The organism is Streptomyces sulphureus DSM 40104, assembly GCF_000381025.1.
Classification (GTDB): Bacteria; Actinomycetota; Actinomycetes; order Streptomycetales; family Streptomycetaceae; genus Streptomyces; species Streptomyces sulphureus.
Genome location: NZ_KB905813.1, coordinates 113,121 through 127,439, shown reverse-complemented (window position 1 = coordinate 127,439; position 14,319 = coordinate 113,121). Strand labels below are relative to the sequence as shown.

Genomic DNA, 14,319 nt, shown 5'->3' with positions numbered 1-14,319 from the left:
GCGTACGGGCACGAGCGGGCGGAGGGTGGGCGACGACGAGGAGGCTTACCCATGGCGAAGCGGGCACACGGAACCGTCGCGCATCAGCTCATCGAAGGGCACCTGGTGGAAGGGGTGCCGGAGCCCGGTGAGGAGGTCGGCCTCCGCGTCGACCAGACCCTCACGCAGGACGCCACCGGCACCCTGGTCATGCAGGAGCTGGAGGCGCTCGGGCTCGACCGCGTGCGCACCGAGGTGAGCGTGCAGTACGTGGACCACAACATCCTCCAGGCCGACGAACGCAACGCGGAGGACCACGCGTTCCTCCGCTCGGCGGCGCACCGCTTCGGGCTGTGGTACTCCAAGCCGGGCAACGGCGTCTCGCACCCGACGCACATGCAGCGGTTCGGCAAGCCGGGGCGCACCCTCGCCGGCTCCGACTCGCACACCTGCGCAGCCGGCTCGCTCGGGATGCTGGCGATCGGCGTCGGCGGCCTGGAGGTCGCGCTGGCGATGGCCGGACGCCCGCTCTACCTGCGGATGCCGCAGATCTGGGGGGTGCGGCTCACGGGCGAACTGCCGCCGTGGGTCAGCGCGAAGGACGTCATCCTCGAGCTGCTGCGCCGGCACGGGGTCAAGGGCGGCGTCAACCGCATCCTGGAGTACCACGGTCCGGGACTCGCGCATCTGACGGCGATGGACCGGCACGTCATCGCCAACATGGGCGCCGAACTCGGCGCCACCACAAGCGTCTTCCCCGCCGACGGGACCGTCCGCGACTTTCTCCGCAGCGAGGGCAGGGAAGGGGACTTCACCCCGCTCGCCCCCGAGGACAACGCCGCCTACGACCTGGAGGAGGAGATCGACCTCTCCTCCCTCGAACCGCTGATCGCCCGCCCCTCCTCCCCCGGCAACGTGGTGCCGGTGCGCGAGGTGGAGGGCGAGAGCGTCGACCAGGCGGTGATCGGCTCCTCGGCCAACCCGGGGCTGCGGGACTTCGCGGTGGCCGCGACGATGGTGCGCGGGCGGTCCACGGCCGACGGCGTCAGCTTCGACGTCAACCCGACGTCCCGCGAGATCCTCCAGGACCTCACCAGGCTCGGCGGGACCTTCGACCTGATCCAGGCGGGGGCGCGCCTCCACCAGAGCGGTTGCCTCGGCTGCATCGGCATGGGGCAGGCGCCGGCCGTCGGCCGCAACTCGCTGCGCACTTTCCCGCGGAACTTTCCCGGCAGGTCCGGCACCGAGGACGACTCCGTCTGGCTCTGCTCGCCGGAGACGGCCACGGCCTCCGCACTCACCGGAGTCATCACCGATCCCCGGCGCTGGGCCGCCGACGTCGGGCTCGATCCGACGGAGCAGGCGGACGGTCTCGGCCCGCCCCGGCGCGCCGCCGTCAACACCGCGATGCTGGAGGCGCCGCTGCCGCCGGAGGAGGCCGTCCGGGTCGACCTCGACCGTGGCCCGAACGTCTCCGCGCTCCCTGAACTCGACGCGCTTCCGGATGAGTTGACGGGCCCCGTCCTCCTGACGGCGGGCGACAACGTCTCCACGGACGAGATCTCGCCGGCCGGAGCGCGGGCCCTGCCGTACCGCTCGAACATCCCGAAGCTCGCCGAGTTCACCTTCACCCGCATCGACCCGGAGTACCCGGAGCACGCGGGCCGTACCGAGGGGGCGCACTTCGTGGTCGGCGGCGAGAACTACGGGCAGGGCTCCTCCCGCGAGCACGCCGCCATCACCCCGCGCTACCTCGGACTCCGGGCCGTCCTGGCCAAGTCCTTCGCGCGCATCCACTGGCAGAACCTCGTCAACTTCGGGGTTCTTCCCCTGGAGTTCGAAGACCCGGCAGACGCGGACCGCATCGCCAAGGGCACCACCCTGCGCCTCCCCGACCTCCACCGCGCGCTCGGCGACGACACCGAGCCGCTGGTGCGCGTGGAGAACACCGACCGGGGCGAGGAGTACACGGTGCGGCACAGCCTTTCGCCGCGCCAGTGCCGGATCATCCTTGCGGGCGGCATCATCCCGGCGCTCGCCGGCGGCGCACTCCCCGAGCCGGGCGCCTGACGAGCGCACCCGATCCGGCTCTCTCACTCGAACCGGTGGAACTTGCCGCCGTGGCCCGGACGTTCGGGCGTATCGCCGGACACACGGGACGTATCGTCACGTCCGGCCCGGCGGCAGGGCAGGGGACACCTCGGCGAGGAGGCGGCGATGGCACGGCTCGACGGCAGGACGGCGCTGGTGACCGGCGGTGCGGGCGGCATCGGCAAGGCCGCGGCCCGGCGCCTGGCGCGCGAGGGCGCCGCCGTCGCCGTCGCCGACCTGCACCACGAGCCGGGCACGACACTCGTCGAGGAGATCGAGGAGGCGGGCGGCCGCGCCGTCTTCCTAGACCTCGACGTGACGGACCCGGAAGGCTGGACGCGTGCGGTGCAAGGCGTCGCGGAGCGCTTCGGCGGCCTGGACGTCCTCGTCAACAACGCGGGCGTCGGCGACGACGGATCGCTCGAGGAGACCGACGTCGACACCTACCACCGGGTCGTCGCCGTCGCCCAGACCAGCGTGTTCCTCGGGATGAAGGCGGCGGCCGAACTGCTGAAGGCGTCACCCGCGGCCTCCGTCGTCAACGTCGGCGCGCCCTTGGGGGCCTCGGGCGGCTCCGGGACACCCCCCGCACACCACGCGGCGAGGGGCGCCGTCCGGCTGCTCAGCAGGAACACCGCGCTCCACTGGGCCGGGGACGGCATCCGCGTCAACAGCGTCCACCCGGGATTCGTCGAGACGCCGCTCCTCGGCGAGGGGAACAGGACTCCGCTGGCGGAGGCGACGCCGATGGGCAGGCTCGGCGAGCCGGCCGAGGTCGCCGCCGCGATCGCTTTCCTCGCCTGCGACGACTCCTCTTTCGTCACGGGCTCCGAGCTCTTCGTGGACGGTGGACTGACTGCACGGTGAGGGCTTCACCCGGTTCCGCAGGGTGCTCGGCGGTGTCGGACGCCTGCCGGGGGCGGTGGACGGGCAGGCCGTGTCCGATGGTTCAGCGGGGGCCGGAGCGAGGCCGCGGCAGGCGCGCAGGGACGGAATCGCTGATGACGCTGCCGTGATCAGCAACCCCAGCTCGCGTCCCCGGGGCACGGAGGGCGGGCCGTCCACGGAGTTCGGCCGCCCCCGCGCGGGTCATGGACCGTCTGCGCGCGAACGGCGGGCCGGGCGGTGAACGGGCGGGCCGTGGGCGGTCGTTCAGCGGAACGAAGTGGGGCCGAGCGGGACGCGAAGGAGCAACGTGTCGGCGGCGTCGGCGCCTCCGGCGGGGAGGGCAGCCGTCCGTGAGCGCGGCCTCTCCGCGGGGCGTGGGCCGCCCGCGCGTCCGACGGACCGGACGGTGAACGGGCGTGTCAGGGAGAGTCGTTGAACGGCACGCCCGGACCGGCCCGACGGAACGGACCCTGCGTCTGAGCCGGGGCCGAAACCCCGGCCGCTCACCCCACCGGTGCGTCCGCCCGCTCCAGGCGGGAGGTGCCGCTCGCGGTGCGGTAGGAGCGGCGGCATGCGGAGGTGGCGTCGGGGTCCTTCTTGTCGGAGAGCACGTAGTAGTCCATCTGCGCGCGTGCGGCGTCGATGTCGAGGACTGCGTAACCGTGCGAGTCCATGTCGACCCACCGCACGTGCCGGTTGGCCGTGCGGACCGCGCTCTCGGCGACGCCGGAGACGGTGTCAGGGGCGACGCGGAGGACGTCGTCGACGTTGTCCGAGGTCACCGAGGTGACGACGAACTCCGTTGCGACGGGGGCGACTCGGGGGTAGTCGGCAGCGAGCAGCGGCACGTCGTTGGCCCAGTGCATGTGGATGTCGCCGGTGAGGAAGACCGTGTCGGTGACGCCGTTGCGCCGGAGGTGCGTGAGGAGCTCCGTGCGGTCAGCGGTGTAGCCGTCCCACTGGTCGGTGTTGACGGCGAGGCCCTCCCGCGGGACGCCGAGGAGTTCGGCGAGGGCCCCGAGGAACTTCGCCGGGACGCTGCCGAAGGCGAGCGGGGAGATCATCACCGAGTTGCCGACGAGCTTCCACTGCGCACGGGAGGCGCTGAGACCCGACTTCAGCCACTCCAACTGCTTGCGGCCCGCGAGGGTGCGGTGGGGTCGTCGATGGCGCGGCCGTCGCCGATCGTGGCCTGCTCGTCGCGAAAGGAGCGCAGGTCGAGGAGGTAGAGTTCGGCCAGGCGCCCGAAGCGGAGGCGGCGGAAGGTCGTCCCCTCGGTCGAGGGCCGCACCGGCATCCACTCGAAGTACGCCCGCTTCGCGGCGGCGACCCGGTCATCCCAGGGGCCCTCCGTCTCCGGGTCGTGGTTGCCCGCGCCGCCGCCGTAGGCGTTGTCGGCGAACTCGTGGTCGTCCCAGACGGCGATGACCGGGTGGGCCGCCTGCATCGCCTGGAGGTCGGCGTCGGCCTTGTAGTGACCGTGCCGCACGCGGTAGTCGGCGAGGGTGAGGATCTCGTGCTCCGGCTGCACGGTGCGCACGGCGCGGTTGCCCGTGGGGTACTCGCCGTGGCCGTACTCGTAGATGTAGTCGCCGAGGTGGAGCACCGCGTCGAGGTCGCGGCGCGCGGCGAGGTGGCGGTACGAGGCGAAGTAGCCGCCCTCGTAGTTGGCGCAGGAGGCCACGCCGAAGCGGAGGTTGCCCGCCGTGGCGTCCTCCGCGGGGGCGGTGCGCGTCCGCCCGGTCGGCGACGTACCGGCGCCCGCGGTGAACCGGTAGAAGTAGCCGGTGGCGGGGGCGAGTCCGCGCACGTCGGCCTTGACGGTGTGGTCGGAGTCCGCCTCGGCCTTCGCCGTGCCGGAGGCGACGGTGCGCGTGAACTCCGCGTCCTCCGCCACCTCCCAGGCGACCTCGACCGCTGCTCCCTTGCCCGAGCCGGGCACGGCCGCCGGCTCCGGGGTGACGCGCGTCCAGAGCAGGACGCCGTCGGGGAGCGGGTCGCCGGAGGCGACGCCGTGGAGGAAGGAGGGGCCTTCGGCCGCCGTGGCGCTCGGCAACCGGCCGGCGAGCGGAAGCACCGCCGCTCCGGCAGCGCCTGCGGCGACGACGGTGCGCCGGCGCAGTCCGCCGGCACGCGTGCCCGGGAGGGCGGGCTGCTGGGGTGAGGTAGGGGTGGACGTCACGATCCGTCAGCTTACGCGCGAGTACGGGAGCGGGACAGGGTGCGGCGGCGGGGGCCGGTAGGGGCCGGGGCTGTCAACCGCTGCCGTACCGCGGGGAGTTGCGGGGATTGCTCGGCAGGGCGGACCGCTGTGGGGGCTCATGAACCCGACCCACCGTCACCGCCCGAAGCCGCAGCCCCAGTACAGGTCAACTCCCCCGCACCGGCCCCCGGTTCAGCGAGACCCCCTCACTCGAAGTCGCACCCGGGGTTCTCCGCGTCCTCCGCGTGCTCGCTGCCCTCCGGCAGGACGTAGAGGACCTTCATCACGACCGTGGTCTCCCCGAGGTTCCGACCGATGTGGACGTTGGCCTCGCCGGCCGGCTCCGTGAACCGGTCGCCGGGGCCGTAGACGCCGTCGACCGTGCAGTCCGCGGCGTTGTGCGTCAGGGTGCCCTGTTCCACCTCGGCGTGGAGGACGCCGGCGTGCGTGTGCCAGCCCGTCGAACCGCCGGGCGCCACGTGGAGTTCCTTGAGTATGTAGTCGGTGCCGTCGACGGTCCGCTCCGCCAGCGTCGTGGACTCGACTCCGCGACCCGGCGTCGCCGAGGCGGCCGCGGCCGCGAGGAGGAGCACGGCGACCGCCGCCACGAGTACCGGCGTCCCTCTGCTGGCCATGCGCATGGGCAAACCTTTCGCTCTCAACACTGCCCGCCCGGCGGGCACTTGGCTGTCTGAGAGGAATATGCGCACAAGGGCACGGAACCATTCCTGGCCCCGCGATCCCGGTCGACCGCAAAAGAACGCCGCCCACGACGCTCCCCGACCTCACAACCGGCATATGCGACCAACGACGTGCCAGGCCCCGCCCTGCTCCCCCGCCGTTTGCTGAGAAGACACGCCCCGCCGACGCACGCGGACCGGGCAGCGTCCCGCAACGCCGGCCGCCCACGCCTCCACTTCCGCCACCGCCGCGCACCTGCTAGTTTCCGCGACGGCCCGGCTCCGCCCACGAGTCCGTCAGCGACCGCCCTCGCACCCGGCCCGGACGCCGACCGACCCGATCGAGAGGCAGCCATGCCCGAGCCGCCCGAGACGCTCCGCACCGACCGGCCCCACCCCGCCCGGATGTACGACTACTACCTCGGCGGAAAGGACTGGTCCGAGGCCGACCAACGCACCGCCGAGGCCCTGCTCGAGGCGTTCCCCCACATCTCCGTCTTCGCCCGCGCCAACCGGGCCTTCATGCACCGCGCGACGCGCACCCTCGCGCGCGACTACGGCGTCCGTCAGTTCCTCGACATCGGGACCGGCATCCCCACCGCGCCCAACCTCCACCAGATCGCGCAGCAGATCGCCCCCGAGTCCCGCATCGTCTACGCCGACAACGATCCGCTCGTCCTGGAGTACGCCGACACGCTGCTCCGCGGCGCTCCGGAAGGCGGCCTCGCCTACGTCGAGGCCGACGTGCGGACCGACGACCTCCTCGCCTCGCGCCAGGTCCGCGAGACCCTCGACCTGACGAGCCCCGTCGCGCTCTCCCTCGTCGCCCTGATGCACTTCGTCGCGGACGACGACCGGCCCCACGCACTGGTGCGCAGCCTCGTCGACGCGCTTCCCTCCGGCAGCTTCCTCGTTCTCTCCCACGGCACCCACGAGTTCGCCACCGGGGAGGAGGCACGCCGGGGCGAGCAGACGTACCGGGACGGGGGCGCCGAAGTGCACTCCCGCAGCCGTGCCGAGATCGAGCCGTTCTTCACGGGACTCGAACTCCTCGCGCCCGGGCTCGTCCCCGGCCACCGCTGGCGCCCGGACGGGCCCGTCCACCACACCGACGCGGAGGCCGCCTTCTTCGCCGGCGTGGCACGGAAGCGCTGAGCTTCCCGTCCGTGTGAGACGGCAACCGGGTTCCGTCGCACGGGAGTCGGGGCCGGGCGGTCACCGGAAGTGGAGCGCGAGCACCGTCGCGTCGTCGTCCGTCCACGGGCCGACGAGTGCGCCCATCAGGGTCTCGACGGCGGCGTGCGCATCGCTCCACTGCTGTGAGGCGGCGGCGTCCAGCAGGTACCGCACCCCCACGTCGGGGTCCTCGCCGCGGCGTTCCACCATGCCGTCGGTGTAGAGCAGCAGTAGGTCCCCCGCCTGCAACTGCACGGTGTCGACGGCGTATCCGGCCAGCGTGTCGACGCCCAGCAGGACACCGAGTGGCGCGTCCAGCGGCTCGGCGCTCCCGTTCCGGACGAGTACGGGCGCCGGGTGCCCCGCGCTCGACCAGCGGAAGGTGCGCTCCGCGGGGTCCAGGTGACCGAGCGCCGCCGTGGCGGTCGTGTCGATGCCGTCGTGGTAGACCACCTCGCCGAGGTGGGCGGCGAGTTGGGCCGCGTCGCCTTCCGAGTAGGCGAGCCCGGCGAGGGCGGCACGCTGCTGCACGGCGCGGCTCGCCGCGTCGACGCCGTGCCCCGAGGCGTCCCCGATCGCGACGAGCAGCCGCCCGTCCGGGAGGCTGCGGCACTTGTACCAGTCGCCGCCCACCCTCCGGTCCCAGGGCAGGTACCCGGCGGCGACGGAGAGCCCGGGCGCCGTGGTCCCTGGCAGGCGGGGCGTCAGGGCACGGCGCAGCGTCTCGGAGACCTTGCGCTCGGCCGCCGCCTCCTGCCGGAGCCGGTGTGCCGCCTCGCGCACTCGCCGCAACTCCTGTTGCTCGCGGTGCTGTTCGGTGATGTCGCGGACGGTGAAGAGCAGCGATTCCGGTGGCCCGCCGGCCTGTGCGCCGCCCGGCTGCCCGAGCCAGCGGAGCGTTCTCTCTTCGCCGCCGACGTGGACGGTGACGGCGCTCTCCGAGACCTCCTCGCCCTGGAGGAGTCCGCGCACCTGCCGTGAGAAGTCCACCAGGTCGCGCGGGTCGAGGAGGCGTGCGAGCTCCGTCGCCTCGGCGGGCACCCGCTCCGACGCGTCCGGCAGACCGAGCAGCTCCCGCAGCCCCGCCGACGCGTAGACCTCACCGTTGAGCAGGTCCCACTCGGCCCACCCCATCCTGCTGGAGCGCTGCACCCGCTCGCTGAGCTCCGAGGGCCGCTGCGCCTCCCAGGCGACGAGCAGCATCCCGCCGTAGGGGCTCGCCGTCCCGTGCACCCGGACGACCACCGAGCGCCGGTCGACTGTGTCGAGGTAGTCGACGTTCTCGAAGCTCCGGGGCTCGCCGACGGCGAGGACGTCGGCGTAGAAGTCGTAGAGGCCACCCGTCCGGATACCGGGGTTGCTCTCGGAGAGCGGGCGGTCGAGGAGCGCCGCGGGGTCGCGGACCCAGCTCTCCGTGCCGACCGCGTTACCGGCGACGAGGGTGAAGTCGACGATCTCGCCGTCGGGGCCGCGGTCCGGGCGGAGGATCGCCGACGGCGTCGTCGCGACGCTGAGGACGGGGCGCGCCCAGTCGGGCGCGCCCTCGCCGAGGGCGACGGTCGTGCCCGCGGGCGGGCCCGGTTCGGGTGCGTAGTGGCCTCGCCCGCCGTGCTCGGCGGCCCGGCGGCGCGCCCGAATGCGGGCGCGGGCCGCGGTGCGTGCCGCCGCGAAGCCCAGCTCCTCGAGGATGCCGGCCTGCTCCTGGGGCGGGGGCTCCGCGGTGTACGGCGCCCGGCCGTCAGCGGTGCGCTCTCCTCGGTCGGGGCCGCCGGATGTCGCCTGCGTGCCGCCTGCGGAGCCGGGGAGCGAGGGGGTCATGGAGTGCGTCCTCCGTGGTGATCGGGGACTCGCGCTCATCCGAACACGGACATTGCGGCCCTTCCGCCCCCAGTAGAGCACCCGTCGGCGCTCCGGGCTCGGGCTCCGGTCGCCCTGCCGCGGGTACGGAGCCGCTCCACTGCGGCGGCGTGCCCGGCTAGAGTCGGGGACATGGCTTCCGAGGAGGGTTCGGTACGGGTCGACAGTTGGATCTGGTCCGTACGGCTGACCAAGACGCGCGCGCTCGCCTCCGCTGCCTGCCGCGCGGGGCACGTACGCGTCAACGGGGACCGGGTGAAGGCAGCTCACGCGGTCAGGCCCGGCGACGAGGTGCGGCTGCGGCACTCCGGGCGCGAGCGGATCGTCGTCGTCAGGCGGCTGGTGAAGAAGCGCGTCAGCGCGACGGTCGCCGCCGGCTGCCTCACGGACAACAGCCCGCCTCCCCCGCCCCGCGAGGAGCAGGCGCAGCCGCCGCGGCGCGACCGGGGAGCCGGGCGGCCGACGAAGAAGGAGAGGCGCGAGATGGACCGCCTCCGCGGACTCTGACCGCTTCGGCGGGCGGCCGCAACGACGGACGCGAAGGACGGCACCATGACGCAACCGACCCACGTCGACTTCTGGTTCGACCCTTCCTGCCCCTACACCTGGCTCACTTCGCGCTGGCTGCTCCACGCCTGCGAGGTCAGGACGCTCACGCCGCACTGGCACGTGATGAGCCTGACCCTCCTCAACGAGGACCGCGAGGAGGACCCCGAGGGAGACACGGACGACTACCTCCTCCGCCCCGTGCGGATCTCCGCGGGCGTTGCGGAGGAGTACGGGGAGGAAGCGCTCGGCCGCTTCTACACCGCGCTGGGCTCGCGGCTGCACGAGCGTGAGGAGTTCCGCGCCGGTGTCTTCGAGGACGCGCTCGAAGACGCCGGGCTGCCGGGCGAGTTGGCCGCCGCTGCGGAGAGCGACCGCTACGACGCGGCGCTGCGCGCCTCGCACGAGGCGGCCGTCGCCCTCGTCGGACGCGACGTGGGGACGCCCGTGGTGGCCGTCCGCCGACGCGCGGGCACCGTGGCGTTCTTCGGCCCGTGCGTCTCCAGCGCACCGTCGGGCGAGGCGGCCGGCCGGCTGTGGGACGGCACGCTCGCGATGGCCGAGTACCCGGGTTTCTTCGAACTCCGCCGCTCCCCGGGGTTGTTGGACGTGCACGGGGCGAGCTGATGTGCGGGCATGAGGGGCACGTCGCCAAGGTGCCTGCGGAGGGCGGCAGTTGACGGGTGCGTCGCGGGGTCGACCGATGCTGCGGCTGTCCGGATGGATGGCGCGTGCCAACACGCGCGTCAGCAGCGGCACTTGGCGGGCGAGTGGCAGGGGCCGTCGCACCGACCACGTACTCGGGGAGCACGTCCCACGGCACCGTGCCCGGGCGCGGGACAGCGATCAGCCATCCCCGGTGCCGGCACCGAGCCGTCACGGCGGCCCGCCCGACGCCCGCGCCGTCCGGACGCGTGACGGCAACATTGCTCCAACGGGCGTGCCTGACGCGTCACTTGCCGGACGAGCGCCGTCGCGACGCCCATGCGCCGTGCACCCAGCGCACGGCCGTAAGCCGCCCCACGAGCCGCCCTCACAGAGAACCCGTGGTACACCGAAGAACCCCGCACCCGTCGCCCCGGAGACCTTCATGCGCCGTCTCGCCGTCTTCCTCGCCTCGTCCGACGGGCACGACCCGGCCCACGCCGCACTGGCCGCCGGCGTCGGCAAGGAGCTGGCCAGACGCGGGATCGGCGTCGTCTACGGCGGCGGGTGCCGCGGGCTCATGGGCGAGATGGCGGACGGCGCGCTGAAGGCGGGTGGCGAGGTCATCGGCGTCATTCCGCGCAGCATGGTCGAGCGGGAGTGGGCGCACGAGGGGGTGACGGAGCTGCTGCTCTGCGATTCGATGCACGAGCGCAAGGCGATGATGGCCGAGCGCGCCGACGCCTTCGTCGCCCTGCCCGGCGGGCTCGGCACGCTGGAGGAGGTCTTCGAGGTGTGGTCGTGGCGCCAACTGGGCTTCCACGCCAAGCCCGTCGGCTTCCTCGACGCCGGAGGTTTCTGGACGCCCACGCTCGACGCCCTGCGCGGTATCGCCGACTCGGGCCTCCTCCCCCCGTCCACCCTGGACGACCTCGCCGTCGCCCCCGACCTGCCCGGACTGCTGGAGGCGTTGGAGGAGCGGCTGCGCAGCGCCCCGCAGCCCGCACACGGAGCGAGCGCGCGGTAGCTCACCCTTCGGTAGGTGACGAGGGCCACGGGGAGGGCGGCGGAACCAGGGAGGCGGTCGGCGTCGAGGCCTGCTCTGGCGTCCGGAGGTCTCCGCAGAGGAGCGCGCACGCCCGCGCACGACCGACGGCAGGGCACCCGCGGACGCGGTATACGCTCGGCCGATGAGCTCGGGGAACTTTGCAGGAGAGAGCCGGACGGCGCGTTGGGCGCGACTGCGCCGCCTCCTACGCCACCCCGTCATGGGCGACTGCCTGGCTACGGCGCTGGCTGTCTGGGCCGCGGCGCTCGGGAGTTTCAGCAACCCGCACCTCGGCCCTTTCCCGCCGTGGCTCAACCACACGGTTGCGATCGCGGTCGCGTTGACGCTGCTGGCCCGGCGGCGTGCGCCCGAGGTGGTGCTCGCCATCGGCCTCGCCGCGTACAGCGTGCACGTCTCCGTCTTCACCGTCTTCTTCGCCCTCTACGCGGAGGGCGCCTTCCGCGGCCCGCGCCGGCGCAGCGTGGTCGCGGTCGCGGCGCTGGTGAGCCTCGCCGCCGTCTCGGTGTCCAACACTTCGTTCTGGAACGAGCCGCAAGTGCTGCTGAGTCAGCAGGGGTTCGCCATTCTGCTCACCGTGCTGACGCCGCTCCTGCTCGGCATGTACATGGGCGAGCGCCGTGTCGCGCTCCTCGCCTGGGTGGACCGGGCCGAGCGGGCGGAACGCGAGCAGACGCTGATCGCCGACGCAGCCGTGGCGGAAGAGCGGCGGCGGATCGCAGGCGAGATGCACGACGTCGTATCGCACCGGGTGAGCCTCATGGTCGTGCACGCCAACGCGCTCCAGTACGTCTCGGGCGACCCGGACGCCGCCAAGCAGGCGTCGACGACCATCGCCACCGCCGGGCGGCAGGCCCTCGACGAACTGCGGGAGATGATCGGGGTGCTGCGCCGCCCCCAAAGCGAGGACGAGCAGCGCACACCGGCCGCGGAGACGGGTGCCGTCTCCGCGCAGGCGCCGCAGACGGACCGCGAACCCGCCGCCGAGACCGGGTCGGAGAGCGGCGAAGCCGTACTGGCCCGGCTGCCCGAACTCGTCGACTCCTCGCGCAGCGCCGGGCTCCCGGTGGAGCTGCGTACCGCCGGGGAGCCGCACCGGTTGCCCGAGTCGACCGAGCGCGCCGCCTACCGGATCGTCCAGGAGGCGCTGACCAACGTGCACAAGCACGCACCCGGCGCCGAGACCGAGGTGACGGTGGCCTACCGCGGCGAGACCGTGCGGGTCGGCGTGCGCAACAGCGCACCCTCCGACGAGCGCTCCGGCGCAGGGACGGCCTCGGACGGGGCGCCGCTGCTGCCGAGCGGCGGCCACGGGCTGATCGGCCTGCGCGAACGCGTGCGGCTGGCGGGCGGCACCATCGAGACCGGACAGCGCCGCGGCGGCGGCTTCGCGGTGGAGGCCGAACTGCCTGCTGCGGTCACCGCGGGTGCGGGCGCCGACGGGGCCTCGGGGGCGTAGCCGGACTGCGTCCCCCGCGCGCACAGCAGCACCTCCTTCCGTGTCGCCGGGTCCCGGCCGTCAACTCCGACCGCCGATACGGCGGTTGGGCAGACCGTAACCACCGTGCGGGTCAACTCCCGGAACCCTTCGCCTGAGCGGGCTGTCACGAAGAGTTCGTTTCCGTCGGACGCGGGCGGACCGCACGGCGGTCATCTCGGCGTCCCGGGGGCGGCGGCGCACGAAGCGTCCGCCGGCCTGTTCACGGTTGCCTCGCCGACGTGTCGGCTTCACGCGTCGCGGCCCAGGCGGCGAGCAGCCGCAACCCCTCTTCGGAGCGGGTGCCGGGTTCGGCGGTGCAGACGGTGAGGGCGAGTCCGGGTTCGGCGGCCATCTCCAAGCCTTCGTTGGCGAGGGTCAGGTCGCCGACGGCGTGGTGCTGGAAGCGTTCGGTGCCGGTGCCGTGGTGGCGGACGCTGTGAGCGCCCCTCTACGAAGCCATCGACACAGATCGCCCGGGGCGACCGTTGCCTGACGGACACTAGACGTGGGCTCGGAGTGTCTCGTCGAGCCAGTCGTACATGTGCTGGTGGAGGGTGGAGCGCCCGCCGTAGCTGCAGTGCTCGCCGGCTCCTTCCGCCTCGGGAAGGGTGAGCAGAGTGCTCGGACTCCTGAGGGCCTGGTGCATGCGAAGCGGTTCGCCGTTGAAGGCGAAGTCGTTGTCCGGGTCGAAGATGAGGGCCCGGGTGGTGATCTGCTGCGCGACGCCCTCAATGGTGTAGGAGCGGGAGCGGCGCACGTAATCGGGGGCGGAGTCGGCGCCGAAGGTCCAGACGCCGTTGCGCAGAGCCCAGCGCAGGGATGTGCTGTGTGACGTGGCCAGCGACAGGACCTGCTCGACTTCTTCGTCGCGACCGTCCAGGGTCCACTGCAGCAGCCACGGCGGGACCAGGCGGGTGGTGGCGTCGTAGTAGCTGTAGATGCCACCGTCCAGCACGAGGGCCGCGGCGCGGTGCTCGAAAGCGGCGGCGCGGGCGATCAGGTGGCCGCCGAAGCTGTAGCCGTGGAGCACGATCCGCTCGGGGTCGATCTCGGGTCGGGTGAGGGCGTAGTCGACGACAGGGGTGAGGACGGCTTCCCAGTCGGGACGGAAGAACAGGCGCTGCTCGCGCAGGGCGGCGCCCTGCCCGGGGCCGTCATAGGCGAGGCAGTTGTAGCCCCGGCGCAGGGCGGCCGCCGCGACGGCAAAGTAGGACTCTTCCAGGATCGAGTCGAATCCGCTGGTGAATATGACGGTCGGGCGTGGAGTTGCGGAGTCGTCGACCAGGAAGAGGTAGCCGGGCAGGGTCGTGTTCTCGTAGGGGATCGAGACTGGCTCGACCGGGGTGTCCAGGTGGGTGGCGGCCGTGGCGAACGTGCTGCGTGCCAGGCGTGAGAGCTCTTTGGCCCGGTCATCGTCGAAGGGGTTGTCGCGGAGGTAGAACTCGGCGGTGCGGTAGTAGTTCGAGGCCCTCAACAGGGCTTCGCGAGCGCTCACTCGGTGGCCGACGGCGAGCGCCTTCTCACCCAGAGCGTGGACGCGGGCGGCCGTGGCGCGCCACTGCTGGTACCAGGCGTCCTCGTCGCCGTCGGGGATGGCGCGGGCCGTGACGACGATCTCCCCGAGATCGGCGCCTCCGTAGGGGGCGAAGCAGGCGGTGCGCAGGGTCTCGAAAGCGAAGGACTCGTCGTCGAAGAGGAACTTCATGAC

At 73.0% G+C, this 14,319-nt stretch carries 10 protein-coding genes and 2 pseudogenes; 7 read left to right on the top strand and 5 right to left on the bottom strand.

Annotation, left to right across the window (positions count from 1 at the left end; genetic code table 11):
- Window positions 1-51 precede the first annotated feature (51 nt).
- Together F603_RS0100555 and F603_RS0100550 are read left to right on the top strand one after the other, a co-directional pair.
- Complete coding sequence (locus tag F603_RS0100555; protein ID WP_019544079.1) at window positions 52-2,049, top strand: aconitate hydratase; 1,998 nt, start codon at window positions 52-54, stop codon at window positions 2,047-2,049.
- Between the two features lie 147 nt (window positions 2,050-2,196).
- Complete coding sequence (locus F603_RS0100550) at window positions 2,197-2,937, top strand: SDR family NAD(P)-dependent oxidoreductase (RefSeq protein ID WP_019544078.1); 741 nt, start codon at window positions 2,197-2,199, stop codon at window positions 2,935-2,937.
- A gap of 524 nt (window positions 2,938-3,461) precedes the next feature.
- On the opposite strand, the pseudogene F603_RS31330 reads toward F603_RS0100550, so the two are convergent.
- Window positions 3,462-5,035 (bottom strand): annotated as a pseudogene (locus tag F603_RS31330) (alkaline phosphatase D family protein).
- A gap of 332 nt (window positions 5,036-5,367) precedes the next feature.
- Window positions 5,368-5,802 carry a cupin domain-containing protein gene (locus F603_RS0100540; protein ID WP_019544077.1) on the bottom strand — a complete coding sequence of 145 codons (435 nt, stop codon included), beginning with the start codon at window positions 5,800-5,802 and terminating at the stop codon, window positions 5,368-5,370.
- Between the two features lie 393 nt (window positions 5,803-6,195).
- On the opposite strand from F603_RS0100540, the gene F603_RS0100535 reads away from it, so the two are divergent.
- A complete protein-coding gene (locus tag F603_RS0100535) occupies window positions 6,196-6,996 on the top strand; it encodes an SAM-dependent methyltransferase (RefSeq protein ID WP_019544076.1) in 801 nt (266 codons plus the stop codon).
- 60 nt (window positions 6,997-7,056) lie between these two features.
- On the opposite strand, the gene F603_RS31325 is transcribed toward F603_RS0100535, so the two are convergent.
- The gene (locus F603_RS31325; protein ID WP_019544075.1) at window positions 7,057-8,835 is read right to left on the bottom strand and encodes a PP2C family protein-serine/threonine phosphatase; all 1,779 of its coding nucleotides are present in this window, start codon (window positions 8,833-8,835) and stop codon (window positions 7,057-7,059) included.
- A 171-nt stretch (window positions 8,836-9,006) separates the two neighbouring features.
- On the opposite strand from F603_RS31325, the gene F603_RS0100525 reads away from it, so the two are divergent.
- From F603_RS0100525 to F603_RS0100510, 4 genes are all read left to right on the top strand, one after another.
- Window positions 9,007-9,381, top strand: a complete 375-nt coding sequence (locus F603_RS0100525; RefSeq protein ID WP_019544074.1) for an RNA-binding S4 domain-containing protein — start codon at window positions 9,007-9,009, stop codon at window positions 9,379-9,381.
- Window positions 9,382-9,426: 45 nt separating this feature from the next.
- Window positions 9,427-10,047 carry a mycothiol-dependent nitroreductase Rv2466c family protein gene (locus F603_RS0100520; protein ID WP_019544073.1) on the top strand — a complete coding sequence of 207 codons (621 nt, stop codon included), beginning with the start codon at window positions 9,427-9,429 and terminating at the stop codon, window positions 10,045-10,047.
- Between the two features lie 463 nt (window positions 10,048-10,510).
- Window positions 10,511-11,092: an LOG family protein gene (locus F603_RS0100515; RefSeq protein WP_019544072.1), complete on the top strand. Its 582-nt coding sequence runs from the start codon at window positions 10,511-10,513 to the stop codon at window positions 11,090-11,092.
- A 163-nt stretch (window positions 11,093-11,255) separates the two neighbouring features.
- On the top strand, window positions 11,256-12,590 hold the full coding sequence (locus F603_RS0100510) for a sensor histidine kinase (protein WP_245600650.1): 1,335 nt from the start codon (window positions 11,256-11,258) through the stop codon (window positions 12,588-12,590).
- A 241-nt stretch (window positions 12,591-12,831) separates the two neighbouring features.
- On the opposite strand, the pseudogene F603_RS31320 reads toward F603_RS0100510, so the two are convergent.
- Together F603_RS31320 and F603_RS0100500 are read right to left on the bottom strand one after the other, a co-directional pair.
- Window positions 12,832-13,056: pseudogene (locus F603_RS31320) on the bottom strand (MmyB family transcriptional regulator); the annotation flags it as partial.
- Window positions 13,057-13,110: 54 nt separating this feature from the next.
- Window positions 13,111-14,316 carry an alpha/beta hydrolase family protein gene (locus tag F603_RS0100500; RefSeq protein WP_019544069.1) on the bottom strand — a complete coding sequence of 402 codons (1,206 nt, stop codon included), beginning with the start codon at window positions 14,314-14,316 and terminating at the stop codon, window positions 13,111-13,113.
- Window positions 14,317-14,319: the final 3 nt, after the last annotated feature.